At 29.7% G+C, this 22,468-nt stretch carries 20 protein-coding genes; 13 read left to right on the forward strand and 7 right to left on the reverse strand.

The window, feature by feature from the left end; genetic code table 11:
* Positions 1–923 precede the first annotated feature (923 nt).
* From CHELV3228_RS09295 to CHELV3228_RS09330, 8 genes are all read left to right on the forward strand, one after another.
* Entirely contained in the window at positions 924–8,819 is a 7,896-nt protein-coding gene (locus CHELV3228_RS09295) for an Eco57I restriction-modification methylase domain-containing protein (protein ID WP_082200794.1), read from the forward strand.
* Positions 8,820–8,903: 84 nt separating this feature from the next.
* The gene (gene abiEi / locus CHELV3228_RS09300) at positions 8,904–9,449 is read left to right on the forward strand and encodes a type IV toxin-antitoxin system AbiEi family antitoxin (RefSeq protein WP_139021722.1); all 546 of its coding nucleotides are present in this window, start codon (positions 8,904–8,906) and stop codon (positions 9,447–9,449) included.
* The gene (locus tag CHELV3228_RS09305) at positions 9,439–10,329 is read left to right on the forward strand and encodes a nucleotidyl transferase AbiEii/AbiGii toxin family protein (RefSeq protein WP_159445021.1); all 891 of its coding nucleotides are present in this window, start codon (positions 9,439–9,441) and stop codon (positions 10,327–10,329) included. The genes abiEi and CHELV3228_RS09305 overlap by 11 nt, the downstream gene beginning before the upstream one ends.
* Positions 10,330–10,444: 115 nt before the next feature.
* Entirely contained in the window at positions 10,445–10,705 is a 261-nt protein-coding gene (locus CHELV3228_RS09310) for a hypothetical protein (protein ID WP_082200797.1), read from the forward strand.
* Between the two features lie 172 nt (positions 10,706–10,877).
* On the forward strand, positions 10,878–11,150 hold the full coding sequence (locus CHELV3228_RS09315; protein WP_082200798.1) for a type II toxin-antitoxin system RelB/DinJ family antitoxin: 273 nt from the start codon (positions 10,878–10,880) through the stop codon (positions 11,148–11,150).
* Complete coding sequence (locus tag CHELV3228_RS09320; RefSeq protein ID WP_082200799.1) at positions 11,147–11,413, forward strand: type II toxin-antitoxin system RelE family toxin; 267 nt, start codon at positions 11,147–11,149, stop codon at positions 11,411–11,413. The genes CHELV3228_RS09315 and CHELV3228_RS09320 overlap by 4 nt, the downstream gene beginning before the upstream one ends.
* 2 nt (positions 11,414–11,415) lie before the next feature.
* A complete protein-coding gene (locus CHELV3228_RS10395; protein WP_174900353.1) occupies positions 11,416–12,183 on the forward strand; it encodes a hypothetical protein in 768 nt (255 codons plus the stop codon).
* 300 nt (positions 12,184–12,483) lie between these two features.
* Positions 12,484–13,131 carry an NYN domain-containing protein gene (locus CHELV3228_RS09330; RefSeq protein WP_082200800.1) on the forward strand — a complete coding sequence of 216 codons (648 nt, stop codon included), beginning with the start codon at positions 12,484–12,486 and terminating at the stop codon, positions 13,129–13,131.
* Positions 13,132–13,316: 185 nt separating this feature from the next.
* On the opposite strand, the gene CHELV3228_RS09335 is transcribed toward CHELV3228_RS09330, so the two are convergent.
* The 7 genes from CHELV3228_RS09335 to CHELV3228_RS09365 all read right to left on the reverse strand — a co-directional run bounded on the left by CHELV3228_RS09335 (position 13,317) and on the right by CHELV3228_RS09365 (position 19,460).
* The gene (locus tag CHELV3228_RS09335) at positions 13,317–14,678 is read right to left on the reverse strand and encodes a 3'-5' exonuclease (RefSeq protein WP_082200801.1); all 1,362 of its coding nucleotides are present in this window, start codon (positions 14,676–14,678) and stop codon (positions 13,317–13,319) included.
* The gene (locus CHELV3228_RS09340; protein WP_082200802.1) at positions 14,675–15,013 is read right to left on the reverse strand and encodes a hypothetical protein; all 339 of its coding nucleotides are present in this window, start codon (positions 15,011–15,013) and stop codon (positions 14,675–14,677) included. The genes CHELV3228_RS09335 and CHELV3228_RS09340 overlap by 4 nt, the downstream gene beginning before the upstream one ends.
* Positions 15,014–15,044: 31 nt before the next feature.
* Entirely contained in the window at positions 15,045–15,956 is a 912-nt protein-coding gene (locus tag CHELV3228_RS09345) for a Fic family protein (protein WP_234981018.1), read from the reverse strand.
* Entirely contained in the window at positions 15,956–16,387 is a 432-nt protein-coding gene (locus CHELV3228_RS09350; RefSeq protein ID WP_082200804.1) for a YopX family protein, read from the reverse strand. Before CHELV3228_RS09350 ends, CHELV3228_RS09345 begins: the two co-directional genes overlap by 1 nt.
* A gap of 57 nt (positions 16,388–16,444) precedes the next feature.
* Entirely contained in the window at positions 16,445–18,355 is a 1,911-nt protein-coding gene (locus CHELV3228_RS09355; RefSeq protein WP_082200805.1) for a coiled-coil domain-containing protein, read from the reverse strand.
* Positions 18,356–18,508: 153 nt separating this feature from the next.
* A complete protein-coding gene (locus CHELV3228_RS09360; protein WP_082200806.1) occupies positions 18,509–18,757 on the reverse strand; it encodes a hypothetical protein in 249 nt (82 codons plus the stop codon).
* A gap of 28 nt (positions 18,758–18,785) precedes the next feature.
* A complete protein-coding gene (locus CHELV3228_RS09365; RefSeq protein WP_082200807.1) occupies positions 18,786–19,460 on the reverse strand; it encodes a ParA family protein in 675 nt (224 codons plus the stop codon).
* Between the two features lie 248 nt (positions 19,461–19,708).
* On the opposite strand from CHELV3228_RS09365, the gene CHELV3228_RS09370 reads away from it, so the two are divergent.
* Genes CHELV3228_RS09370 through CHELV3228_RS09390 form a run of 5 tightly spaced genes read left to right on the forward strand, consistent with a single transcriptional unit; the run spans position 19,709 to position 22,462 of the window.
* Complete coding sequence (locus CHELV3228_RS09370; RefSeq protein WP_082200808.1) at positions 19,709–20,116, forward strand: hypothetical protein; 408 nt, start codon at positions 19,709–19,711, stop codon at positions 20,114–20,116.
* Between the two features lie 4 nt (positions 20,117–20,120).
* On the forward strand, positions 20,121–20,450 hold the full coding sequence (locus CHELV3228_RS09375) for a hypothetical protein (RefSeq protein WP_131938005.1): 330 nt from the start codon (positions 20,121–20,123) through the stop codon (positions 20,448–20,450).
* The gene (locus CHELV3228_RS09380) at positions 20,447–20,974 is read left to right on the forward strand and encodes a hypothetical protein (RefSeq protein WP_082200810.1); all 528 of its coding nucleotides are present in this window, start codon (positions 20,447–20,449) and stop codon (positions 20,972–20,974) included. Before CHELV3228_RS09375 ends, CHELV3228_RS09380 begins: the two co-directional genes overlap by 4 nt.
* Complete coding sequence (locus tag CHELV3228_RS09385; RefSeq protein ID WP_082200811.1) at positions 20,971–21,915, forward strand: hypothetical protein; 945 nt, start codon at positions 20,971–20,973, stop codon at positions 21,913–21,915. The genes CHELV3228_RS09380 and CHELV3228_RS09385 overlap by 4 nt, the downstream gene beginning before the upstream one ends.
* Before the next feature lie 10 nt (positions 21,916–21,925).
* The gene (locus CHELV3228_RS09390) at positions 21,926–22,462 is read left to right on the forward strand and encodes a hypothetical protein (RefSeq protein WP_082200812.1); all 537 of its coding nucleotides are present in this window, start codon (positions 21,926–21,928) and stop codon (positions 22,460–22,462) included.
* The last annotated feature ends 6 nt before the right edge of the window (positions 22,463–22,468 follow it).

Here is a 22,468-nt window from a genome sequence, read left to right on the forward strand (position 1 = left end):
TTATTTTATGAGTTAGTGCAGTTATAATTAATGTTTCTAATTAATTTATCTTCTCAAGAAATTTTATACTTTTATCTTACTTTTAAGTTTTAAATTTATTTTGTTTAAAAATTGAATTTTGAATAAAAATGTGTATGAATAACATTAAAGGGAAAAGTATTGCGCAAAATTTCTTTTAAAGTCCTATTATTACATAGTTTTACTGTTTCTTAAACTTAACAAGTATGATTAAGAATTATAATGATAGCGATGAAAATTTATAACGACAGGGATTATTGTTTAGCTATTTTTAAGAAAAATTAAGCAAATTTTAATTTTTTATTTAAGTTTTCATATGATTATCTTTAAAATACTATGTAATAAGGATTTGAAACTTATATATAATTAAAAAATATTATGATTAACGCTTAATTTTAACTTATTTATAATAATTTTTAGTTATATATTTAATAAATGCTTTTAGAGTATGGAAAAATCGTTCTTTTATCTAATTTTCATAAAAATTTATTATCTTTAAGTTTATAGTTTAAGGTTTGTTGTATTCTTAATATAACTAAAATAGGTTATATTTTATATTTTTTTAATTTTTGTTTTAGTAGAATTTGGGAATTAGAGTTTAAAAGTGGAGTTTTTGTTTGGTTAGATTTATTTTTATTATGCTTTATTTTTTCGTTGGATTTTTGTTTGCTCCGATATTTTTTTTATATGTTGTTTTAAATAATAGCTCACTGAGTAAATATTCTACAATTATTTCATTATGCTTTCCACTTGTTTGTATTGCTCTATTTGTTCTTGTTAGTATATTATTGTAATATTACAATTACATTATAATAATTCAAAATTCTTAAGCCCCCTTTTATTTTTTCCCACCTCTTTTTCTCTACAATTGCTCTTAAAAAATAAAATCATTAAAGAGAATAAAAATGCAAACTTTGTTGATACTATCTAATTCTAAAAAACTATCCCACATAGCCACTATCACTGAAATCAGTAATGACTTGTTAAGTGTTTTAGAAACTAAAGCTAAAAATATCCAAGATTCTACCAAATCATCAAATCAAACTAATCCCCTTAAAGCTCATATCCTCTCTTTAATCCTTACAAATGATTACCACACTGATATAGGCGAACACCCTGAGTTTGATTCTTTAATTCAAAGCACCAAGCCACCTTTAATTTTCATCACTAATGAACTTAACCGAATTAGTTTTTGTATCAAAGATAAAAATAATGATGATTTTATCACTTATGATTACGAAGATTTCATTAAAGAATACGGCTTTAATGATTTTAAAAACCTTTTAGAATTTATCAAAGAGCAAAACTCTATTACAAAAGAGACATCTTTAAATGATAAAATTAATTTAAAAACACAAGGAGAAAGCAATGTTACAAGCCTTAATGAAGACAGGGCTTATCAATTCCCTAGAAGCAAAGAGGATAGAGGAAATGAGCGAGTTTCAATACGACCAAATGATAGAAGTGAGGAATCTACTCATAGCTCAAACTCTATCTCAACAAGCAAATCACATTCAAATGAAACTAGACAAGATGAAAAACATTCTGCTTTACAAAGTTCCACAAATGAGCCTAAAACAAATGCAGAATTTCTACAAGCAAATCACTCCCAAGAACAAGATATTGATACAAGATTTAGAAATCAAGCTGGACAATCTAAACTCCCAAATGGACTTAGCTATCAACTATCATCAATACCCGCAAGAAAAACTAGAGAAAATGACAGAACTAGCCAAGAAAGAAAAAACGCAAATTCTAGAGACACTCAAGAGTCTAAACAAGAGAACAAATTTGGCGAATTTTCTCACAGAACAAGCTTACAATCTAAGACTCATTTTAAAAGATACAGCACTCAAAGACTTAGAACTAGAATTGATGCTTTATTTCAGTCCTCACTTACAAAAGTCCTTGTTGAGCGAGATATACGAAAAAGCCTTGAATTATTTGGAAAGAACTTTAAAACTTCAAATGCCAAGTCAAATTCTCACGCAATTAAACAAAGCCTTAGAAATGATAGAAGAGGACAAGGAAGCGAGGATGCAGATTTTAGAACAAGAGCTTCAAGAAACGCAGGAGGAGAGCGAGGAAGAAGAGATATTGCTGGAGAAGCAAGAGGAATTAATGGAGGAAATGAATTCCAAGTTGGAGAACTTGAGCGATTTAATAGAAAGCTTGGAAGAGGAAATGATAAATCACCAAGAAGCAACGATAACGAAAGTAATGGAGGAGTTGAGGGAATATTTGGAGTGGGAAGTAAAGAGGAATTTCAAAGTAATGAAACTCCCACTCAAACACAGCAAAGCTCTCAAAAACTTGCAGGACTTCAAAGCCCTATTTCCAAAGAGTTTTCAACTTCATCTAATGAGCCTTATCAAACTTTCAACGAAAGAGCAGAATTTGATAGAGAAGATAAAGAACGAGAGTTTAGCAAGTTTAATGATGAAGCAAATTCTATCGCTACACAATCAAGCCTTAGAACAGAAGAAAGTGGGACTAGAAAAGAAGATGAACAGCTTCTTTCATCTAATGATGATGGAGTATCAACTAGCCTTACTTCTAAAGAAAACACCCCAAATCAAAACCTTTCACAAAGTAAGACTGAATTACGAGAACTTTCAAAACCCTCTCTTAATGCAAATGAGCGAAGAGAGTCTGCAAACTCAAATAACGAGTCTTTACAAGGAAGTTTCTTAGAAGAAAAAATCACTGATAAAATAGAAATCATCACTCCAAAAGATGAGGGACTTGATAAAAATTCTTTAACTTCCTTTGCAAAGGCTTTTAAAAATGAACTTGCAAGAGTATTTGGGGAAGATGATGAAAGATTAGAACAAGAAAGTGTTTCTAATGAAGCTTCATCACAAGAGCAAAGTAGAGAGCATAATGTAAATGATGATACTTTTATCACTACTGAAAATGAAACTAAAGAACTTGCACAACAAAGCGAAACAGAGCCTAAAAACGATGAGCTTATCGTAGAATTTGAAGAAACAAGTTTTAAAACTTTTGAAAAATATCAGCTTTTAAAAAAGCTTGAAGCAGAGGATTATAAAGGGCAGATTGATTTTAACTTAGGCAAAAAAGAAAGAATTAAAGCTAATTATGAAGCTTTGTCTCTAACTCAAACTATCCTTAATGATAATAGATTCATTGCTACTAAAAAAGAGCAAGAGACTTTAGCTAAATTTAGTGGCTATGGTGGATTAAAAGATTTGTTCTATGATGAAAAATACAAAGAGGACAAAGAAGCTTTATTAAAACTAGTAGGAAGCACACATTTTAAAGAATTAAGGTCTTCTTGCTCCACTGCTTTTTATACACCAAGCTTTATTATTAAAGCGATGTATGAAAGATTATTTAAATTAGGCGTGAGTAAAAATGAAAAGATTAAGGTTTTAGAGCCAAGCTGTGGCACAGGTCGCTTTATGTCTCTTGCCCCTGCTAATTTTGAATTTGAAGCTGTGGAAAAAGATACTTTGAGTGCAATGATAGCTAAGTTTTTACACCCAAGCGTTGTTATACACAATAAGGGCTTAGAAGAAGTGAGTTTTAAAAAAGAATTTGACTTAGTCGTGGGTAATCCCCCTTATGCTAATGAAAGCGTTTGGGATGTAAGTAGTGCAGGACACAATCAAAGTTTGCATAATTATTTTGCAATTAAATCCGCCGAACTTCTTAAAGAAAACGGACTTTTAAGCTTTGTGATAAGTTCTCACTTTTTAGATAATAAAGAGGATAAACACAGACAAATTTTAAGCAGTATGGGGACTTTAGTGGATAGTTACCGCTTAAGTAGCGAAGCCTTTAAACATACTGAAGTCATAAGCGATTTAATTTTTTATGCAAAAAGAGATTTTAAGGATAATGAGCTTAATTATAAAGCACAAAGAATAAAAGAAAATTTCACACAAGCTCCCAAGCCTTATGATTATACTGTGCAAGATAGCCCTCATTATAGTAGGGTCTATTTTGAGCAAGGTGTGCAAAATGTTTTAGGAAGTTTAGAGCTTGGAACGAATCAACACGGAGTTTGTTTAAGTGTGAAAAATAAAGAAATCGAGCAAGACTTAAAAGAAGCTATTGTAAGAAGTGCTGAAATTAATGCCTTTAAAGATAATCCTGCCTATGAGGATACAAGCTTAAGCTTAGTGGAAGAGCAGGATGATAATTTTCATAGGATTAAAAATGGTAATACCTTTTTAAGAAATGATAAGCTTTACATTAAATTAGAAGATAATTTTCACTACGAAGCCTTTTTTGAGGATAGCTTACCCCTTGAGAAAAAATATCTTATTGAACCTAGTTTAATTTTAAGTGAGGGAAAAAAGAATTTCACCTATAAAAGCTATTTAAATGAAGAAGAATTAAAAATTGCAAGCTTACTTTGTGAGTTTAGAGACAAATTAAAAATTCATTTAAAAGCAGAGCAAGAATTAGATGATGGCAAAGAAAGCAATGAAATACTAAGCAATCAAAAGCGAGAATTATTAAATTTGAGAAATGAAATTTTAAAACTTGCAAAAATTAAAAGCCTTAATCAATCAAACAATAAGGTTAAAGATAAAAATGGCAAGGTTTTAAAGCATAGCTTTAAAGACATACTTTTCTTGGATAAACTTAGCTCTTATGAGCTTTTAGCCTTAGAAATCAAAGAAAACAAAAACTACGAACCCGTTTCGCTTTTTTATCAAAGAATTAATAAGCCTTTAGTAAGAACCTTAGCAAGTAATGAAGAAGAAGCCTTGATGAAAACTTTAAGTGAGACAGGCAAAATTGATTTAAATACGCTACAAAGCTATTTACCAAGTAAAGACCTAGAGCAAATCCTTTACACGCTTTTAGAAAAAAGACTTATCTTTCATAGCTTAGAAAAGCAAGGATTAAAAATTGAATTTGAAAAAACATATCAAGGCAAGTATGAACTAGCCGAAACCTTTTTAAGTGGCAATGTCAAGCAAAAATATAAAACCATTGAAACTATGATACAAAATAATCAAAGCTTCACGGGCTTATCCCTGCCTTTAAATGAAGTTTTAAATGAGCTTGAAAAGGTTTTTCCAGCTTATGTTAATTATGAAGATATACATATTAATTTCGGCTCAAATTTCATCGCGCTTGAAATTTATGAGAACTTTATTGAAGAAAATTTCTTTGATAAAGATGCCTATGTAAGATTTGCTTTAATAGACGGAGCTTATTATATCAAGGACTTTTTAGCCCAAAACGAGGATTTAAATGATAAAGGAGAAATCGTAGTAGATTTTAAAGAAGCACAGCTTAGTGATTTAAGTGAAATCGCCTCTAATTTCACCATCTATGATGAGTTTAATGAAATTTACTTCACTCCAAAAGAATTTTTACAAAGAGTGCTAAATAATAAAAGCCTTGAAGTCTTTCACCACGAAGATGACCCAAATGGCACACTAGATAGCAATGGTAAGATTAGAAAAATTAAAGTGAGTGAGAGTATCCCCACAAAAATAGCTCTAGAGAAAAAAGAAGAGCTTCTTAATCTTTTTGAAAGCTATTTGCTAAATCACAAAATTCATAGAGACAAGATTGAAAAAGATTATAATGAAAAAATCAATGTGTATAACTTAAATAAAAACTCTTATGCAAAGTTTTTTAATTCCCCTACTCTTTCAACGAATAAAAGCTTAAGAGAACATCAAAAAAGTGTCGCCTTTAAAGGCATATTGCAAAACACTCTTTTACTAGACCATCAAGTAGGAGCGGGTAAAACCTTAGCTGGAACTTGCATAGTGATGGAACAACTTAGAATGAACTTGGTTAAAAAAGCCCTTATCTTAGTGCCTAATCATCTTACTAATCAATGGGAAGCAGAGCTTAAAGAGGCTTATCCTAATGCTAAGATTTTAGTGGGTGATAAGATTAATAATAAAAAAGCTAGAAAGGAATTTTTACACCGCATTAAGTATGGAGACTATGAAGCCGTTATAATGAAGCATAGCACCTTTGAGAATTTAAATGTCTTACAAAGCTATGAAAGAGGGGTGTATTATGATTATATCGATGATTTAAGAGATTCTTTAAGAAAGCTCCACGAAGAAAACATTAAAGGACAAGATTTAAGTGCTAAAGAACTTAAAAAGCTAAATAAAAAACTCGAAGAAGCCATAGAAAGAAAGATTAACAAATTAGAAAAAAAGCTAGAACGCAAAGCAAATGGCAAAAAATATGATGATGAATTAGCTTTTGAGGATTTAGGCTTTGACTTAGTGATGGTTGATGAGGCTCACCATTTTAAAAATCTACTCATTAGCACGAATCAAGACGGCATTAAAGGACTTAGCACCACAGACTCAGCTAAAGCGATGAAGATGTATTGCGTGAGTAAATTCTTGCATGAGAACAATCATAAGCTTTATTTTTTAACAGGCACACCTGTTTCAAACTCCATAGCTGAGTTTTTTGTAATGCAAAAATATCTTCAGCCTGAGGTGCTAGAAAGCTTAGGATTAAGCCACTTTGATAATTGGCAAAAAACCTTTACGGAAATTGTAGAGAGTGAAGAGCTTGATAGTAGTGGGATAAATTATAAAATCGTTTCTCGTCTTAGCAAATTTGTCAATGCACCTGAATTGATGGCAACCTATATGCAAAATGCTGATGTAGTGAGCATTGAAGATGTAGAAAAATATACAGGAAAATTAACACCAAATTTAAAAGACGGCAAGGTGATTAATGTCATTGCTCCAAGAAGTGAGGATATTGCTTCATATATTGGCATAGAAAACGAAAAGGGTGAATATAATAAGGGAAGTATAATTTATAGGATGGATAATTTAAGAGAAGATGTAAGAAATAACAATATGCTTAAATGCACCTCTGATGCTAGAAAAGCGGCACTTGATTTTAGATTAATTAATCATTTAGCGCAGGATTATGAGGATAGTAAAGTTAATAAAATGTGTGAGCTTGTGCTTCACCACTATAAAGATACAAATTATAAAAATAATACCCAACTCATCTTTTGCGATATGGGAGTAAGCAAACTTCATTCTAGCAAGATAGACTTAAACAAAGAAGAAAAATCAAGCTTTAAAAGCTTAGAGCAATTAAAAGAAGAATTAAATTTAATCTTAGAATACGATGAAGACAAAGAAGAAAATTACTACGCACAGTATCAATACGAAGATGAAGATGGCAATAAGCTTAAAAAACCAAAGCTGATTAAAAGATACGATATAGAAGAATTGCTTGAGCTAAGTGGAAATAGCTTTGATGTATATGCGGATATCCTTAAAAAGCTTGTTAGACTTGGCATTAAGCAAGAAGAAATCGCTTTTATAGGTGATGCTTCCACAGATAAGCAAAAACAAGATTTGTTTGATAAGGTCAATGCAGGAACTATTAGAGTATTAATAGGTTCTACTGCTAAAATGGGAGCAGGAACTAATGTGCAAAAGAAAGTTGTAGCTTTACACGAGCTTGATTGTCCGTGGCGACCTTGCGATTTAGAACAAAGGCAAGGAAGAGTAATAAGGCAGGGTAATGAATTTTTTGAAAAAGATAAAAACTTTTGCGTGGCACATTACCGTTATGCTACGGAGCAAACCTATGATAGTCGTATGTTTCAAATCAATGAGCAAAAATTAAAGCCTTTAGCTCAACTTAAAAAATGTGATTTTTCAAAAGGCATAAGAGAATTTGACTCAATCGATAGTGAAATCGCTAGTGTGACTGAAATGAAAGCTTATGCTACGGGTAATCCCTTCATCTTAGAAAAACATAAAATTACAACTATGCTAAAAAGCGAACAAAGATATTATGAAAGTTATAAAAAGAGCATACTTTCAAATGAAAGAGCTAAAGAAGAACTCATTGAAAGAAAAACTTATCTTACAAGAGAACAAGAGGCTTTAAGAGAAATGGTGCATAACAAAGACTTCGAAAAGGAAAATTACATTATAGAAGCTTTTGATATGAAAATAAATAAAAAAGCAGAAGCTAAAAAAGACAAAAACGAAGCTCTTAAAAAGGCGCATCAAATTCAAAAAGAACAAATCAACACAAAGATTAAAGAAATCTTTTTAAAACCTGAAGCCCAAAAGGAATTCGCTATCTTAAAAGCTAATGGAGTTAGCCTTATCTTAAAAGGATACTTTGGCTTGGATAATAAATTTATTTATGAGGGAGAATTAAGATTTGATACAGGGCAAAGCTTAAAGCCAAGCAATTTAATCTTTAAAGCAACACAAAGCTTTTTATTTCATAGTTTTCCTGAAATTGATGGTTTATTAGAAAGGATTAAAAACAATTTTAAAAAGGCAAATGAAAATCTAAATAAAACAAGCACCTTTTTAAAAAATACTGAGGCTGAACTTAAAATTAAAGAGGAATATCTTAGTAAAAATACTATTAATCATTATCCAAGAAAGATATTGCTTGAGACTCTTAAAAAAGATGAAAAAAATATCAATGAGATTTTTAGCATAAGAAATAAATTAAGAAAACAAGGCATTAAGATAGATATGGATAGTAAAGAAATCTCTCAGCTCTTACCACAATATCCTAAGCTCTTAAATGAAAAGGGTAAATTTGATGCCGAGTTGTTAATTAACAAGGAAGCAGAGCCAAAAGAAAACAGGCTTTGTGAGAATAAAAGCACAGAGCAAAAAGCAGACGAGCTTAAAGAGCATATCTTTTCTTCAGAAAATGTAGAAATCAAATTTAAAGAGTTTAATAAAGAAGATAGTTTAAACACTAAGGTTACAACTCTTTTAGCTAATCAAGAAAATATCACTAAAGCAAATAGGGCTAAGGATATATTGAGGTGAGAGTGAAAGGCTATTATTAAGGTTATATTAATATTGTTTAACATAAAATATACTTATAAATATATTTTATGTAGAGTTTTTACGATGACACAAATGCAAATGATTAAAATGCTAGATTTTTTAGATTCAAAAGAGACTTGGAGCTTTGATATAAATTTCGTTTGTGCTTATTTTAGAACTTTCCATACACAAAATGTAAAAATAGCTTTAAGCAAATTTACCCAAAAAGGACTGATTGAAAGATTAGCTAGAGGTTTATATGCAAATAAAAGAGCGAAAAATAAACCCTATTTTGCCCTAGAGCATATTGCTTCACAGTTAAGAGATAAGACAAGTTTTTATTTAAGTTTAGAAAGTCTCTTAAGTGAGGAGGGTTTAATTTCTCAAATTCCTAATCGCTTAACCTTTATCTCTAAAAATAGAACCCAGCTTTTTAACACACCTTATGGTTTGATAGAATTTGTTTATACGAAAATGCCTTTAAGCACTTTGCTTGATGAGTGTTATTATGATAAAGAAAGAGGCGTTTATGTGGCAAAGACTCAAAGAGCGATTAGTGATATTTATAGGCATAATAGAAGTGTAGATTTATATGAGGAACAGCTTAGAAAGGATAGAGGTGAATATTGAAAAATTTATAGAACAAAATTACCCTAGAAATTTAAAAGATACGATTTTTAAAGAGCTAATGCACTATGAAATTTTAGAAAGCCTTTTTAATATTAGCGATATACAAAAAACCTTAGTTTTTCAAGGTGGAACTGCTTTAAGGCTTTGCTATAAAAACAATAGATATAGCGAGGATTTAGACTTTGTTGTGCATAAAGATGAAGTGTTTCATAGGGAATTTATGGACTATTTCAAAGCTATTTTTAGTGAGAAAATTCTTAAAAAATATGAATTAGAAGCAGAAATTTATGAGCCTAAAGAAGAAGAGAAAAGAGTGCAAAGATGGAGTGCGAGAGTTTATCTACCTAATAGACATAAAAAATCAAAAATTAATATAGAAATCGCTAATATACCAAGCCATGATAATAGCTTTGAAGCAATAGCAAATAATTATGAAGCTTTGATAAGCAAAAGGATTTTTGTCCAAGTAGAGAGTAAAGAAGAGATTTTAGCGGATAAAATCATTGCTCTTTCTCAAAGACCTTATTTGAAATTTAGAGATTTGTGGGATATAGAATGGCTTATTAATCAAGGCATTAAAATCAATAATGAACTTGTTAAATTAAAAATAAAAGATTATTCTTGCAATAATTTTAAAGAAGCTTTAGAAAAAAGAAAAGAAGAATTAAATAATCCTATGCTAGAAAATGATTTTTTAGTAGAGATGAGCCGATTTTTAAACCCTGAGGTGTTTCATCAAATTAAGAATTTTCATTTTTTTAATAGTATCAAAAAAATAATTTTACAAATTTGTGATGAGCTTTTACAACAAGATTTTAATGATGAAAATCTAAATTTGCAAACTACAAATACTCGCACTCACAAACTAAGGAAAAGATGATGAAGATTATTAACAATTAATTGTTCTATTTCAAATAAAAAACCATTTAAATAGAGAACTAGAGGATATATTGAGGTAGCTAAGTTATAATATATTATCATATAAAGGAAAAACAATGAAATTTGACACAAAAGCTTATTTGGAAAAATTAGAGCATTATGCAAGAAGTTATGTTGATATAAATGATTATATCCTAGATGATAAAAACAAAGATGAAATAGAGCAAAGAATTCTTTATGTTTTAAATGAGGCATTTGAAGAAATAAAATTGAAACTCGATGAGATGAATGAAAACCTTGAATATAAAGAAAAGCTAGAGAAGAATGCCGAGCAGGAGTCTGCGAATGCTTACGCTAGTAGAATTAGGAAAAGATGATGAATTCCTACATCAAACACAGCATCGCCCAAGATTAAGAAATCCTAAGATTTGTATGAATTTTATCAAGAATTTAAATATAGTATCTCTTTGTTAGAATTCTAGTTCAAACAAGATATAAAACATTTAAATTTATGATATAATCATACAAATACATACAAAAGGAATAAAAATGACTTCACTTATTCAATTTAGAATGGAAAGCGAAGATAAAGAAGTATTAGAGTCCTTGCTTAAAGATATGGGGCTTGATTTAGGAACAGCTTTTAGAATCTTCGCTCAAAAGGTGCTTAAAACAGGTAAAATTCCTTTTGAAATAAGCTCAAATATAGACCCTGACACCTTATGGACAAAAGAAGACGAAAAAGCCTACAAAAGAGCTTTAAAGGATTTAGAAAATGGTGAAAGTGTAAGTTTAGATGAGCTTAAAAGGAAGTATTTGTGAAATATGAAGTGCGAACAAGCAAAGAATTTGATAAATTTTTAGCTAAACATAATAATTTAGCTCCTAAAATCCTAAATACTTTAGAAATTCTAGCTCAAAACCCTTATGAAAACGCCTTTGACATTAAAAAGCTTCAGGGTAAAGATAAGCATTATAGATTAAGACTTGGCAAATATCGTATTTTATACGAGCTTATGGAAAATAGACTTTTAATCATTTATGTTTATAGAGCTGATTCTAGAGGCGATATTTACAAAGCCTAACTATGCTCCAAACTGCAAGAAGTTCAAACTCTAAAAGTTTTCTAAGAGAGCTTGAAGATGCTCTTGTTTTAATAGATAATGAGAAAGATAAAAACTATTTTTTACAAAAAATGAGAGAAGTCTTTTATAAAAGAAAAGATAGCTCCATTATCCTTACGGGCGAAAAGGCTTTAAAGAGTGAGCTTTTATCTTATCTCAAAGAAAAAGGGCATATTCAAACAGCTAATGTATGGGCTAGAGCTGTGCCTATGGATAGAGAAGAGCTTGATAAACTCTTAGCACTTTTACAAACTAGACTGAAGCAAAATAACATTGAGGGCATTTTAGAGCTTCACTTGCAAGATAGAGAGATAAACTCGCCTCATTTTCAATTTGTAGGTTTAGAGTGTGCTAGGGCTGAAAGCATTATCGCTCATACCTTAGTAGAATTTTCTTATGAAAGTAGTGTTGAGAGTGCTTTAAGCAAAAAAGACTTTATGCCTTACTATAAAGAAAATCCAAAAGCAAGAACGCAGGATTTAAACACGGCACTTGATTATTATGAAAGAAAAAGAAAAAGTAAAATTACGCCTTATGAAGACACACTTTTAGATACACTAGAACAAGCAAGCAAAGAATTAAGAAAAATGCTTGAAACCTTTCAAAACAAAAGAATAAAACTAAGTAAAGAGATGCAAAACTTGCAAGTAAGGCTGAGTGAATATAAAAGCCATTTGCGTCATAAAAATCATCACTATAAAAGATTGAGAAGAAAGATAAAGAGAAGGTAATAAGGTTTGTGATGCAAGTTTTTCTGCTCTTTTTTAGTAAGAGTTAAAGCGTGTAAGATTTGTTTTTTGTTATGTTTTCACATTTTACATTGTCTATCATTTATCAATATTATCAAAATTGTAGAAAAGAATTTTAAAAATTCTCTCATTATTACACATATTAAGGTAATTTTTATGTTATAGCAATATAATTACGAAACAGCTAAGGGTTGTTTTAATCCCCCCCAAAATACCATATATTTAATCCGATATGGTTAGGGGATTAAAACAGCCTTTTTTTATGCTTAATAAGGATACAAATTGAAAATTGCGGTCTTTGTTGACTGGGAAAATCTACGAAAAGATATTGAAAACATTCAAAGAAAACACGAAGAATTTAAAGAAAAATTTGATTACAATAATGCAAAACAAGTTGCTAACCTCATTAAATCTTTTGTAGAGGAAGATGAAAAATTATATAGAATTTTCTTTTATACGGCTCGACCTCTTGATTTAACAATTAGGCAAAAAGATAACAACTTGAAATGGTTGGAAGAATATATGCAAATCAATAAAGAGCAATGTGAAAAAATGAGTAAGATTACAGATACTATCCAAAAGTTTATTAAAGATATATCTTTTGAAGAATATTTTGCGTTAAGATTAGGAGAATTAAAACTTCAAGGAAAAGATGATAGCAATAGATTGATTATTAATCAAAAACAAGTTGATATGCTCTTAGGACTTGATATTTCACATATCGCCTACAATAAGCTTGTTGATAGCATTTTAGTTTTTTGTAAAGATAGTGATATGCTTCCTGCACTTAAATGTGCTAGAATTAATGGTTTAAATGTTTTCATAGCACATATTCAAAATGGTTTTAAAATTACTGAAAAACTTAAAGTCCATAGTGATAAAATAAGAATAAAAAGTGTAGAGAGTATTTTGAAAAAACAAGCAATTTAATTTTTCAATGTTTCATATTCTTCTCACCTTAGGAAGCTCTTTTAAATGACTTGAAAATTTCAAATTTGAAAACACAAAGAGCCGTCAATTTAAAAATATGATGCTAAAAAGACCCCTCTATGTGCTAATGATGCCAAGATTCTATCATAAAAATATTAATATAATTTTTTAAAATATTTTACTACTTAATTCCCACTTCCATCTTCTAAATAAAATCTAGCCCTAGTGATAGCCACATAAAAAAGATTAAGTTCTTGCTCTAGCTCGAATTCTTTTTTTGCCCTTTCTTCCCTATCTTTTTCTTCTTTTATTTTAGCCTTTAAATCCCTTAGCTTTACAAAGTCATTATAAAGTATCACTTTATCCCACTCAAGCCCTTTAGAAAGATGAGTATTAATTAAAAAAATATTCGCCTTATCGTTTTTATAAAGCTTTAAAGCGAGTTTTTTTAAAGCTTTAAAATCATAATTTTTCTCACTCAAATTTAAAGCTAAACTAAGTTCTGCATCGTAACTTGCATAGCTTCTTAATTCAAACATTGAATCAAAGTTTTTTAAAAAAGCATTTTCTTTAGAGATAAACTCAAAGCGATTTGCCCTAAAAGAAAATATATCAAAAAGCAATCTAAAAATACTATCAGGTTCTTTTAAAAGAGCAAAGCTTTCTAAATCTTCTTTTTCTTCCAAAAGCATATTTATAAGCTCAATTAATCCTGCATTAGTTCTAGTAATAAAGGCTGTGCTTTCTATCTTAGCTTCTTCATTAAGATGTGAGTGCATTTTTACTCTTTCTTTAGTAGAATAAGCATCTAAAAAGCTATCTGCATAATCTAATATCTCTTGTGTGCTTCTATAATTTGTGCTTAAATTTAAGCTAAAGTCTGCTTTTACTTTTTCCAAAGCATTGATGGTTTGATTAAAGCCATAGATGTTTTGAAAGGTATCGCCGACTAAGATTTTTTTGCAAGTATTATTTAAAAAGATAGAAAGCATTACGCTGTTGCTATCTTGTGCTTCATCAAGTAGTATATAATCATACTGATTAAGCTCATCTTTTTGATTTGCTAAAGAATAATGCTTTAAATAAAAATCGTGAGTGATAGGCATTTCATTATTTAGCATAGCTTCATAAAGAGTAGCGACTTCTTTATAGGGAGTGCCGTTTTTATCACTTTTTAAAAAGTTTTTATATTCTTTTAGCACGGCATTTAAATACTCAGCCCTATTATCTTTAAAAAGATGGGCTATATCAAAGATTTTTAAATTTGAAATGAGTTTAAAAGAGCCTAAATGCTTTTTAGCAAAAGCATAAGCTAGAGCGTGTAGGGTTTTTACCTCTACATTTTTAGGAAAAACTTTTGCACTCTTTTGTGCTATGGCTTTATTAAAGGCTAGATATAAAAAAGAGCTTGTGGGATTTGCTAGAGCAATGTGTCTTAGCATAGTGGTTTTTCCACTGCCCGCACAAGCATTGATTTTAAGAATTTCCTTTTGCTTTAAACCACTTGCTTTTTCAAGGATAAGCTCTTGCTCTTTGCTTAGTTTCACTGAGCCTCAATATTAGCAATAATGCTTAGCAATTCACTTTGCTTTTGAAGCAGAAAAGAGTTTTGTTTTAGATTGAGGGCTTCATCTTTTTTAAGAGCGACTAAGATATTGTTTTCTTTAAGGGCGTTTTCTTCGCTTTTTATGGTTTCATTTTTAATTAAAGCATTTAGCTTTTCAATGCTGTTTTCAATCTTAGTTTCGCCATTATCATAATTATTTTTCCCATTGTTTGCTTCTTGTGAGCCAAGAGAAGCATCGCGACACCCTCCACAAGCTAGGGCTTGGCTTAGAGTGAGAGTGGATAGGATAGTTAGAATTAGAATCGCTTTTTTCATTGTGGTGTCCTTTTGTTTAAATTTAGATTTGTCATTTTTTCTTTAATTTATTGACAATTACATCATCTTGTTTATTTAAGAAACAAGGTAAGCATTTAGGCATAGGTTTTAATTCTTCACTTTGATTAAGTAATTTCTTAAAAAAACTTTCCAAATAAGAAAAATCCTCATCAATACCTTTTTGAATATTAGAATAATTAGCTAAAACTAAAGCATTTCTAAAATATTTTGAATGTTGTTTAAATAAATCATTGTTAATATTAAATCCCATAGTATTTAAGTATTTTATGGTAAAAACAGCTATAGTTCTGGTATTACCCTCTCTAAAAGGATGAATTTGCCAAATATTTGAGATAAATCTTGCTATATTTAAAGCCTTTTCTTCATCGCTTAAACTCGCATATTGCTTTTTCTTTTCTTGCATAAAATCATAGCTTAAAAGCTCATCAAGCTCACTATAATCGCCATAGATTACGGAAGCTTTATTATTAAAAATGTCTTCATCTTTTGAAATATTAACCTTTCTAAAATTACCTACAAATTTTTCCATTTCTTGTGGAAATACGCCATTAAATAATTTTTTATGTATTGTTTTTAAGTGTATAGGAGATAAAGAAAAACCCTCTTCTTCAATCATTAAGGCAATATGAGTAGAGACTAAATCGCACTCTTTCTCCCTTTTTGTTTCCTCATTTTTATCCTCGTAATGCTTTGTTATTTTTTCTTCTAATTCTGCGTAACTCTCACTTTCTTTTACTGCTTCATAAAAATATTTTGATGGCTTTAAATTATCAACTTCATTGAGACCTATTCCTATTTCAATATTATTTTGATTGATTGCTTTATTAAGCTTGTATTCATCATATTCTAATTCCATTTTATTATTCTTTAAAGCTTGTCTTGTTTTTTGTATTTGTTGTTGAAATTGTTCATATGAATTCATCATCTTTTCCTAATTCTACTAGCGTAAGTATTTGTAGCATCTTGCTCCGCATTTAATAGTTTTTCATTTTCGTGGATATTACCGATAATTTCTAAAGCCTCAAGCCTTTCATATCCCTCACAATAGTCTCTATTATCTAAGTAACATTGATGAAAATAAAAATCGAGCATATTCTCTACTATAAAATCATTTTCTATTTTCACTAATTGCCAAGAATTACAATAATATTTAACGCAATAATTAGCCTCGCAATATTTAATAATATCGCCCTCATAAATGCTTTTACGATTTTTGTCATCAAAGCCTGTGTGTAATTCTATTTGTGTTAATCTATCGTAGTTTTTTAAAAGCTCATTTTCTGCCATATTACCATAAACAAATAGTTCATTATCATTGTCCCAAATTCTAAATTTAAGGTCTATTAGTCTCATTGTTTCCCTTTTGTCTTCTTTTGGTCTTTTCCTATTCTCATCTAACGCATATTGTTCTTATACTCCCCCTAAAATATCCCTACTTCTTAGTTCTTTTTTTGGCTCATCTTGTGCTTTTAGTGCTTGGCTCATAAAGCTATCTAATTTGCTTTCTAGCTTTGCAATTTTTTCTTTATATTCTTGTTCTTTGTCTCTTTGTGCTTTAAGAGAAGTTTTTAAATGCTCGTTTTCTAGGTTTAGCTTTTCAAGTTCAAATTCTTGTTTATAATTTTCTTTTACCTTTAAGCTTAAAGTATGAAGTTCTTCTTTATAGCTTTGCTCTTTTGCTTTTAAGCTCTGGTTTTCAAGTTCAAAGCCCATCATCTTTTTCTCTAGCTCTTTATAGTTTAAAAGCTCTTGTTTATATAGATTTTCTTTTTCTTTATAGTCCTTAAGTGTATTTTGTAAAAAGTGATTATCTGCTTCTAGTTTTATCTTTTCCTCATTTAAAGCTTTATTTGTATCGCTTAAGCTTTGATTTTCTGTGTCAAGCTCATTGATGATTTCATCTTGTTCTTTCGTATGTTTTTCAAGCTCTTTAAATTTAAATTCTGCTTCTTTAAGACTTTCTATTTCTTCTTCAAATTCAAGCTTTAACGCAGTCATTTCATTAACCTTTACCTGCACTGTGCCTTTAAGTTTTGAAATAGTTTCTTCTCGTTTTGTGATTTCATCATTTAAAAGCTCTTGAGTTTCATAGGAGCTTTTAAGTTCTGCTTTTAAAGCTTTAAGCTCACTATCTTTTTCTTTAATGTTGAGTATATCTTTACTAAAGAGTAGCGAAGCAAAATTGATTGTATCTTCATTTCTATATTTTTGCTGTATAACCTTTAATGCCTCTATAATACTTAAGCCATTATTTAAGCTCAGTTTTAAATCATCATAAGCATTAAAACTATCTTTCTTAGCTTTCTCAAGTCTAATTTGTGTTTTTTCTAATTCTTTTTGATGATAAAGCTCAAAGCTTTCATTAATGATTTTTTCTATTCTTTCTTGTGAGCTTAGGTCTTGGTCTTTGCTTTGAGTGTGAGGAAGCTCATCACCCAGTGTTTTTATATTAGCTAGTCTTACGGGAGCTTTTTGTGTTTCTAGGCTTTCATTTGTGCTATCTTTTGCTAAAGAGGCTCTACTTGCATTGATTTCCTCTTTGATTTCTTTTTTTGCTATTTGCGTAGCCTTTTCATTAAGCTCGTTTTGTTCTTTGGTTTTTGCTTTTTGCTCTTCTTTTTCTTCCTTATTTAAAGAACCCCAATAAATAATCTCATCGAGGCTTTTTATCATTTCATTACCATTAGAGCTAAATTTATAAGAGAAACTTTCATCAATTCCAGCTTCTTTAAGCTTAAGGGCTAATTCTAAGATAAATCTTGCCACAATAAAATTGTTATCTTTAGCTTCTTTGAAATTTTCTAAGAGATTGATATTATCCCTTGCATTAGCTAAGATTAATTCATTGTGATAAAGACTTGCCCCTCTTTTATTATAAACTAAACTTAATCTTTGTTCGCTGATTTCTTTAAAATCCACTAAAGAAACAGAATTAAGATTTAAAAATATATCTTTGATTTTTGTAAGGTTAGCATTGTCATTTAATTCTCTTAAATCCAGATTGAGTTTGTAATAATCATTGTCAGTGAGAGTTTTTAAATTTCTTTTTAAGAGAGCAGAAGCTTTAAAATCAAAGCCGATTAATTCCTCTTTGGAGGCTAAATCATTAAAGATTTTTATTTCAGTGTTGAGTTCATTATTTAACTCAAAAATGTTTTTGAAGTTCTTGTAATAATTAATACCCTTACTCTCTAAAAATTCAAAATAAGCCATATCATCTCTTTTGTAAAAGATTTTAAGACTATCTAACAAAGCCCTCTTTGAAAGATTGTTAATATTTAGCTCATCAAAATTTACCTTAGCTAGAGTAAGGGGTATCATAGGGTGTTCCTTTGTGGTGGTTTATGTTCATTTTTTAATTATAATATTTGTTTCAAAATTTTTCAATTTAAGCATAAAATTTAAAACTTAATATAAAAGGGAGTTTAAAATTTTTTAAAAATTATTAGATAATTGTAACATAAACATTATAATTTAAAAACCTCTTTTTTTAAGCCATTCATCAATAGCAATATTAGCTATATAATTTTGTGTTTCTATCCTCTTTGCTTCGCTTGTTATGTAATCTTTAAGCCTTTTATGCAAATCTATATCCATAAAAAGAACAAAACTCTTTTTCTTTTTCTCTGCACTAGTGTTAGTTTCTCCGCTAGCTCCCTGTATAAAGGCTATTGCCTTTTCTTCGTTTATTTTATTTAAACTTTTATTTCTTTTGTAAGCCATTCATTATCCTTTCATAATTTAAATATTATTATTGTTTAATTATTGATATAATTTCTTTAAATAAGTTATCAAAATCTAAAATTGCTTTATCATTTTTACTTTGGCAAAATTCTTCAAGAGTTTGCCCACTTTCAAAAGATTTTTTAAAAGCTCTTCTTTCATAAATCATGGAATTTAATATAAAAACATCTTGTAAGTTGTTTTCTTTTATAATATCATTAATAAAATTTCTCAACTCGTCAATATCTTTTGAAAGAAAAGGATTTGGAGATATTTTATTTAAAACTATAAGAGCTTTAAGTTCAGTATTGCTTTCTTTTGCAAGTTCAAAAATCTCTAACATTTTTTCCAAAACAGCAACATCGAGTTGAGATGGTATGGTTGGGATTATTAAATAATCTGCCTTTATCATGGCTATTCTCATTTCTTTACTATCTCTTCCACCTGTATCTATAACAAGATGATCATTTTGTTTTTTCTGTATATCAATCTCATCTTTTAAAGCAGAGCCTGTTTTAAATATATTAGAAAACAAAGGTGCTAACTCAGAATCGCTTCTATTATTTGAAAAAACTTCTGTGCTTTTTTGGGGGTCTGCATCTATTAATGTTATTTTATTTTCTCTTGCTAAATAATTTGCAAGATTTATAGATAAAGTTGTTTTTCCACTACCACCCTTTTCATTTGCTACAACAAATATCATTTTTGCCCCTAATTTGTTTAATATTCGTAATTTTACCATTATTACTTTAAAATAATATTAAAATATATTCATAGTATTTTAAATATATAATAATTTAAAAATAATAAAATTATATAATATAATTGTAATAATAATATTATAGTTATATTATTATTTTAATATTTTGCAAATTTTTCAGCAAACTTTTATTTTTCACTCTCTTTTATCCTTTAAAATCCTCTCATTAATTCAATTTTTAAAGGATAAATATGAATTTAAAAAACATAAAGCTTCCAAATAAAGGTTTGTTACTTTTATTTGCCTATGCTTTTTTATTCAGTATAGGACTTCACGCTGATGAGTTTGGAGATGCTCTTAATACCGTAACAGGTGCTTCTAACACAGGTAAAGGTGTTTTAGGCGAGGGTATGAGATGGACTTTTGCAGTTTTTCTTCCTATCGTTTGTATGGTAAGTGCTGGATACTTAGGCTACACTCAAGCAAAGAAAAAAGCCGAGCAAGAACAAGCAAGTTTTAAAATCTATGCAATTACAGCTATGGCTGGTTTAATCGGCTTTTTTGTATTTTGTATTATTGGTATGCTTTTATCCTCTGCTTTATTTGGCGACAGCAAAATGGTATTTGACATTATTCATCAGTTTTGGAGAGGCGTATAAAGATATGAAAGTCTTGCTCTTCTTTATGATACTTTTACCTAGTCTAAGCTTTGCAAAGTGTTATTATGTGCCTTGTAATGCTCAAGTTGAAAGTGGCAAGGCTAGCACTCAAGCCTCTTTAGAAAAAGACTTTGCTAAGGTTAAAGAAGAGCTAAAACTCGTAAAGCAAAACTACGAAAGCTATCTTAAAACCTTACAAGATGGCAACAAAGAGCTAGATATAAAAATAGCTCTTTACAAACAAAAGGCTCTTAATAATAAAGAAATACTTTTTTTACTACATAAAGGCATTAACCTTGAAGAAAAAAATATTAATCAAGAGGCAAATCAATGAACATTAACATAAGAACAACAAAATTCCCTTATGTCTTTTGGAGTTTTAATAAGGCTTATCTTTGCGAACTTGATTTTAAAAAACAAAACTATTTGAATTTAGAATTAGAGAACGCAAAAAACTATTCTTTTAAAGCTTTTAATACTTATGCTTTTTTGGGCTTAAAATATCTACCCATATTATTAATGCTTTTCATTTGTTTTACAAGATATGATTTTTATCTTAATGAAAGAAATATCATCGCTTACACTTTAGCTTTTTTAGTCGCTTTAAGCGTGAATTTTTTAGAAAATCTTTTAAGACAAATCATAAGCATTAGCTTACTTGTATGTGCCTTAATCATAGGATTTGTGATAGAAGATATTTTTTTACTGCCTTATGTTTTAAAATACTTTATTCTTCTAAGCATACTCTTACTCTTTGCATTAGATTTAAGACAAAAATGTTTTGCAATCTATGATGAAAAAGGCAAAGTCATCACACATTTTTTAATGAGTAAAGCTGTTTTAAGGGAGATTGTATGACCACAGGAAAAACCCATCACCCTCTCCCAAAAGGAGAGGAAAGGCTAATAAGCCTTGACAATCACAATGCAAAGCACTATAATTATCACAATGAGTTTGGTGAGCATACTCATCGCCTCCTTTATGGAGCTAAATTTCTGCTACAGGGTGCGAACCTGTGGCAGACACCCCAAAGAATTATAACTAAGTTATCTTATTTTACAAAACTTACTCTTTTATCCTTAGCATTTAGCTTTACCCTTGCTCAAGCTAACCCCTTAGAGCCTAAAAACTTTTCTGCTCCCTCTTTGCAAGAATTACAACAACAGCAAGGAAATACTGAAAATTTACAGGATTTAAAAACAAATGAGTTTTATTTAAATTTAAATCCTAAAGAAATCGATAGCATACAAAAAAAGGACGATGAGATAAGAAAGGCATTTGACCGCTTTTCTCAAAAAGAGATTAATTATAAGCCTGTCATTCGTCCTATTGCTAGTATGGATAGCATAAGCTTACACCCTTATTTTACCTTTACGCTTTTACTGCCTCAAGGAAGCGTGATTAATCATATTGATAGCTCAAGTCCTATGGCAGTGCTTAAGTTTGAAAATAATGCTGTGTTAATTCGCCCAAATGCAGACTTTAAAGTGGCAAATCTCACCATACTTTACAAGCTTAAAGATAGCAATCATATTTTAAATATCTTAGCGACCTTTTATGAAAAGAATAATGAGCTTGATAAGCTTAATCTTGTTTATTCTTATTCAAATTTAGAGAAGTTAGATGATTTAGAAGTCATACAAGCTTACATTAAAGAGAATAAAGCAATGCCAAAACAAAAATACTCTTATATACAAATTAACGACATTACTTACCGCATTGTCGAAGATGAAGAGTATGGCAAGGTATTTATAAAAGGTAAGAAGTATAGAGTGGATAATAATACTATCTACAAATAAAGGGATAAAAATGACAAAAACAAGCACTAAAAAAGAAAATGTAGGTTCTAAAACACCAAGAATAAAAAAAGAGGCAATCGTTTCAAAAGAGCCAACAAATTTAAAAGAGCCTCATATGAGTGAGATGATGAAAACAATGTTTAAACTCAATGAAGAGCTTTCCAAACTTGTCTTTACCTTTCAAAAAGAGGTAAAAAGCTTAAAAGAGGATACCCTTGTCAATGCTCAATACATCAATATGCTTCATAAAGAAATGAAGGTGCTAAATGAGAGCATAAGTTTGATTGACATAGATTTCAATCATCATCTTGAAAGCACTTTAGAATTTGTCAAAGAATTAGAACTTAAAAACTTGGAAGATGAAAAGCTAAGGGAATTTTATAATAAAAAATTAGAAATTCTAGCTTCCCATATTGAAAAATTAGAAAATAAGAAAAGCGGTTTTTTCTCCCTTTCTAAGTCCCATTTAAAAAGTGAATTACAAGACTTAGATTCAAATATGGATAATAAAAATTTCAAAACATCATTCACACTCAATGATGACTAAAAAAGG

The sequence above is a fragment of the Campylobacter helveticus genome (assembly GCF_002080395.1).
GTDB lineage: Bacteria > Campylobacterota > Campylobacteria > Campylobacterales > Campylobacteraceae > Campylobacter_D > Campylobacter_D helveticus.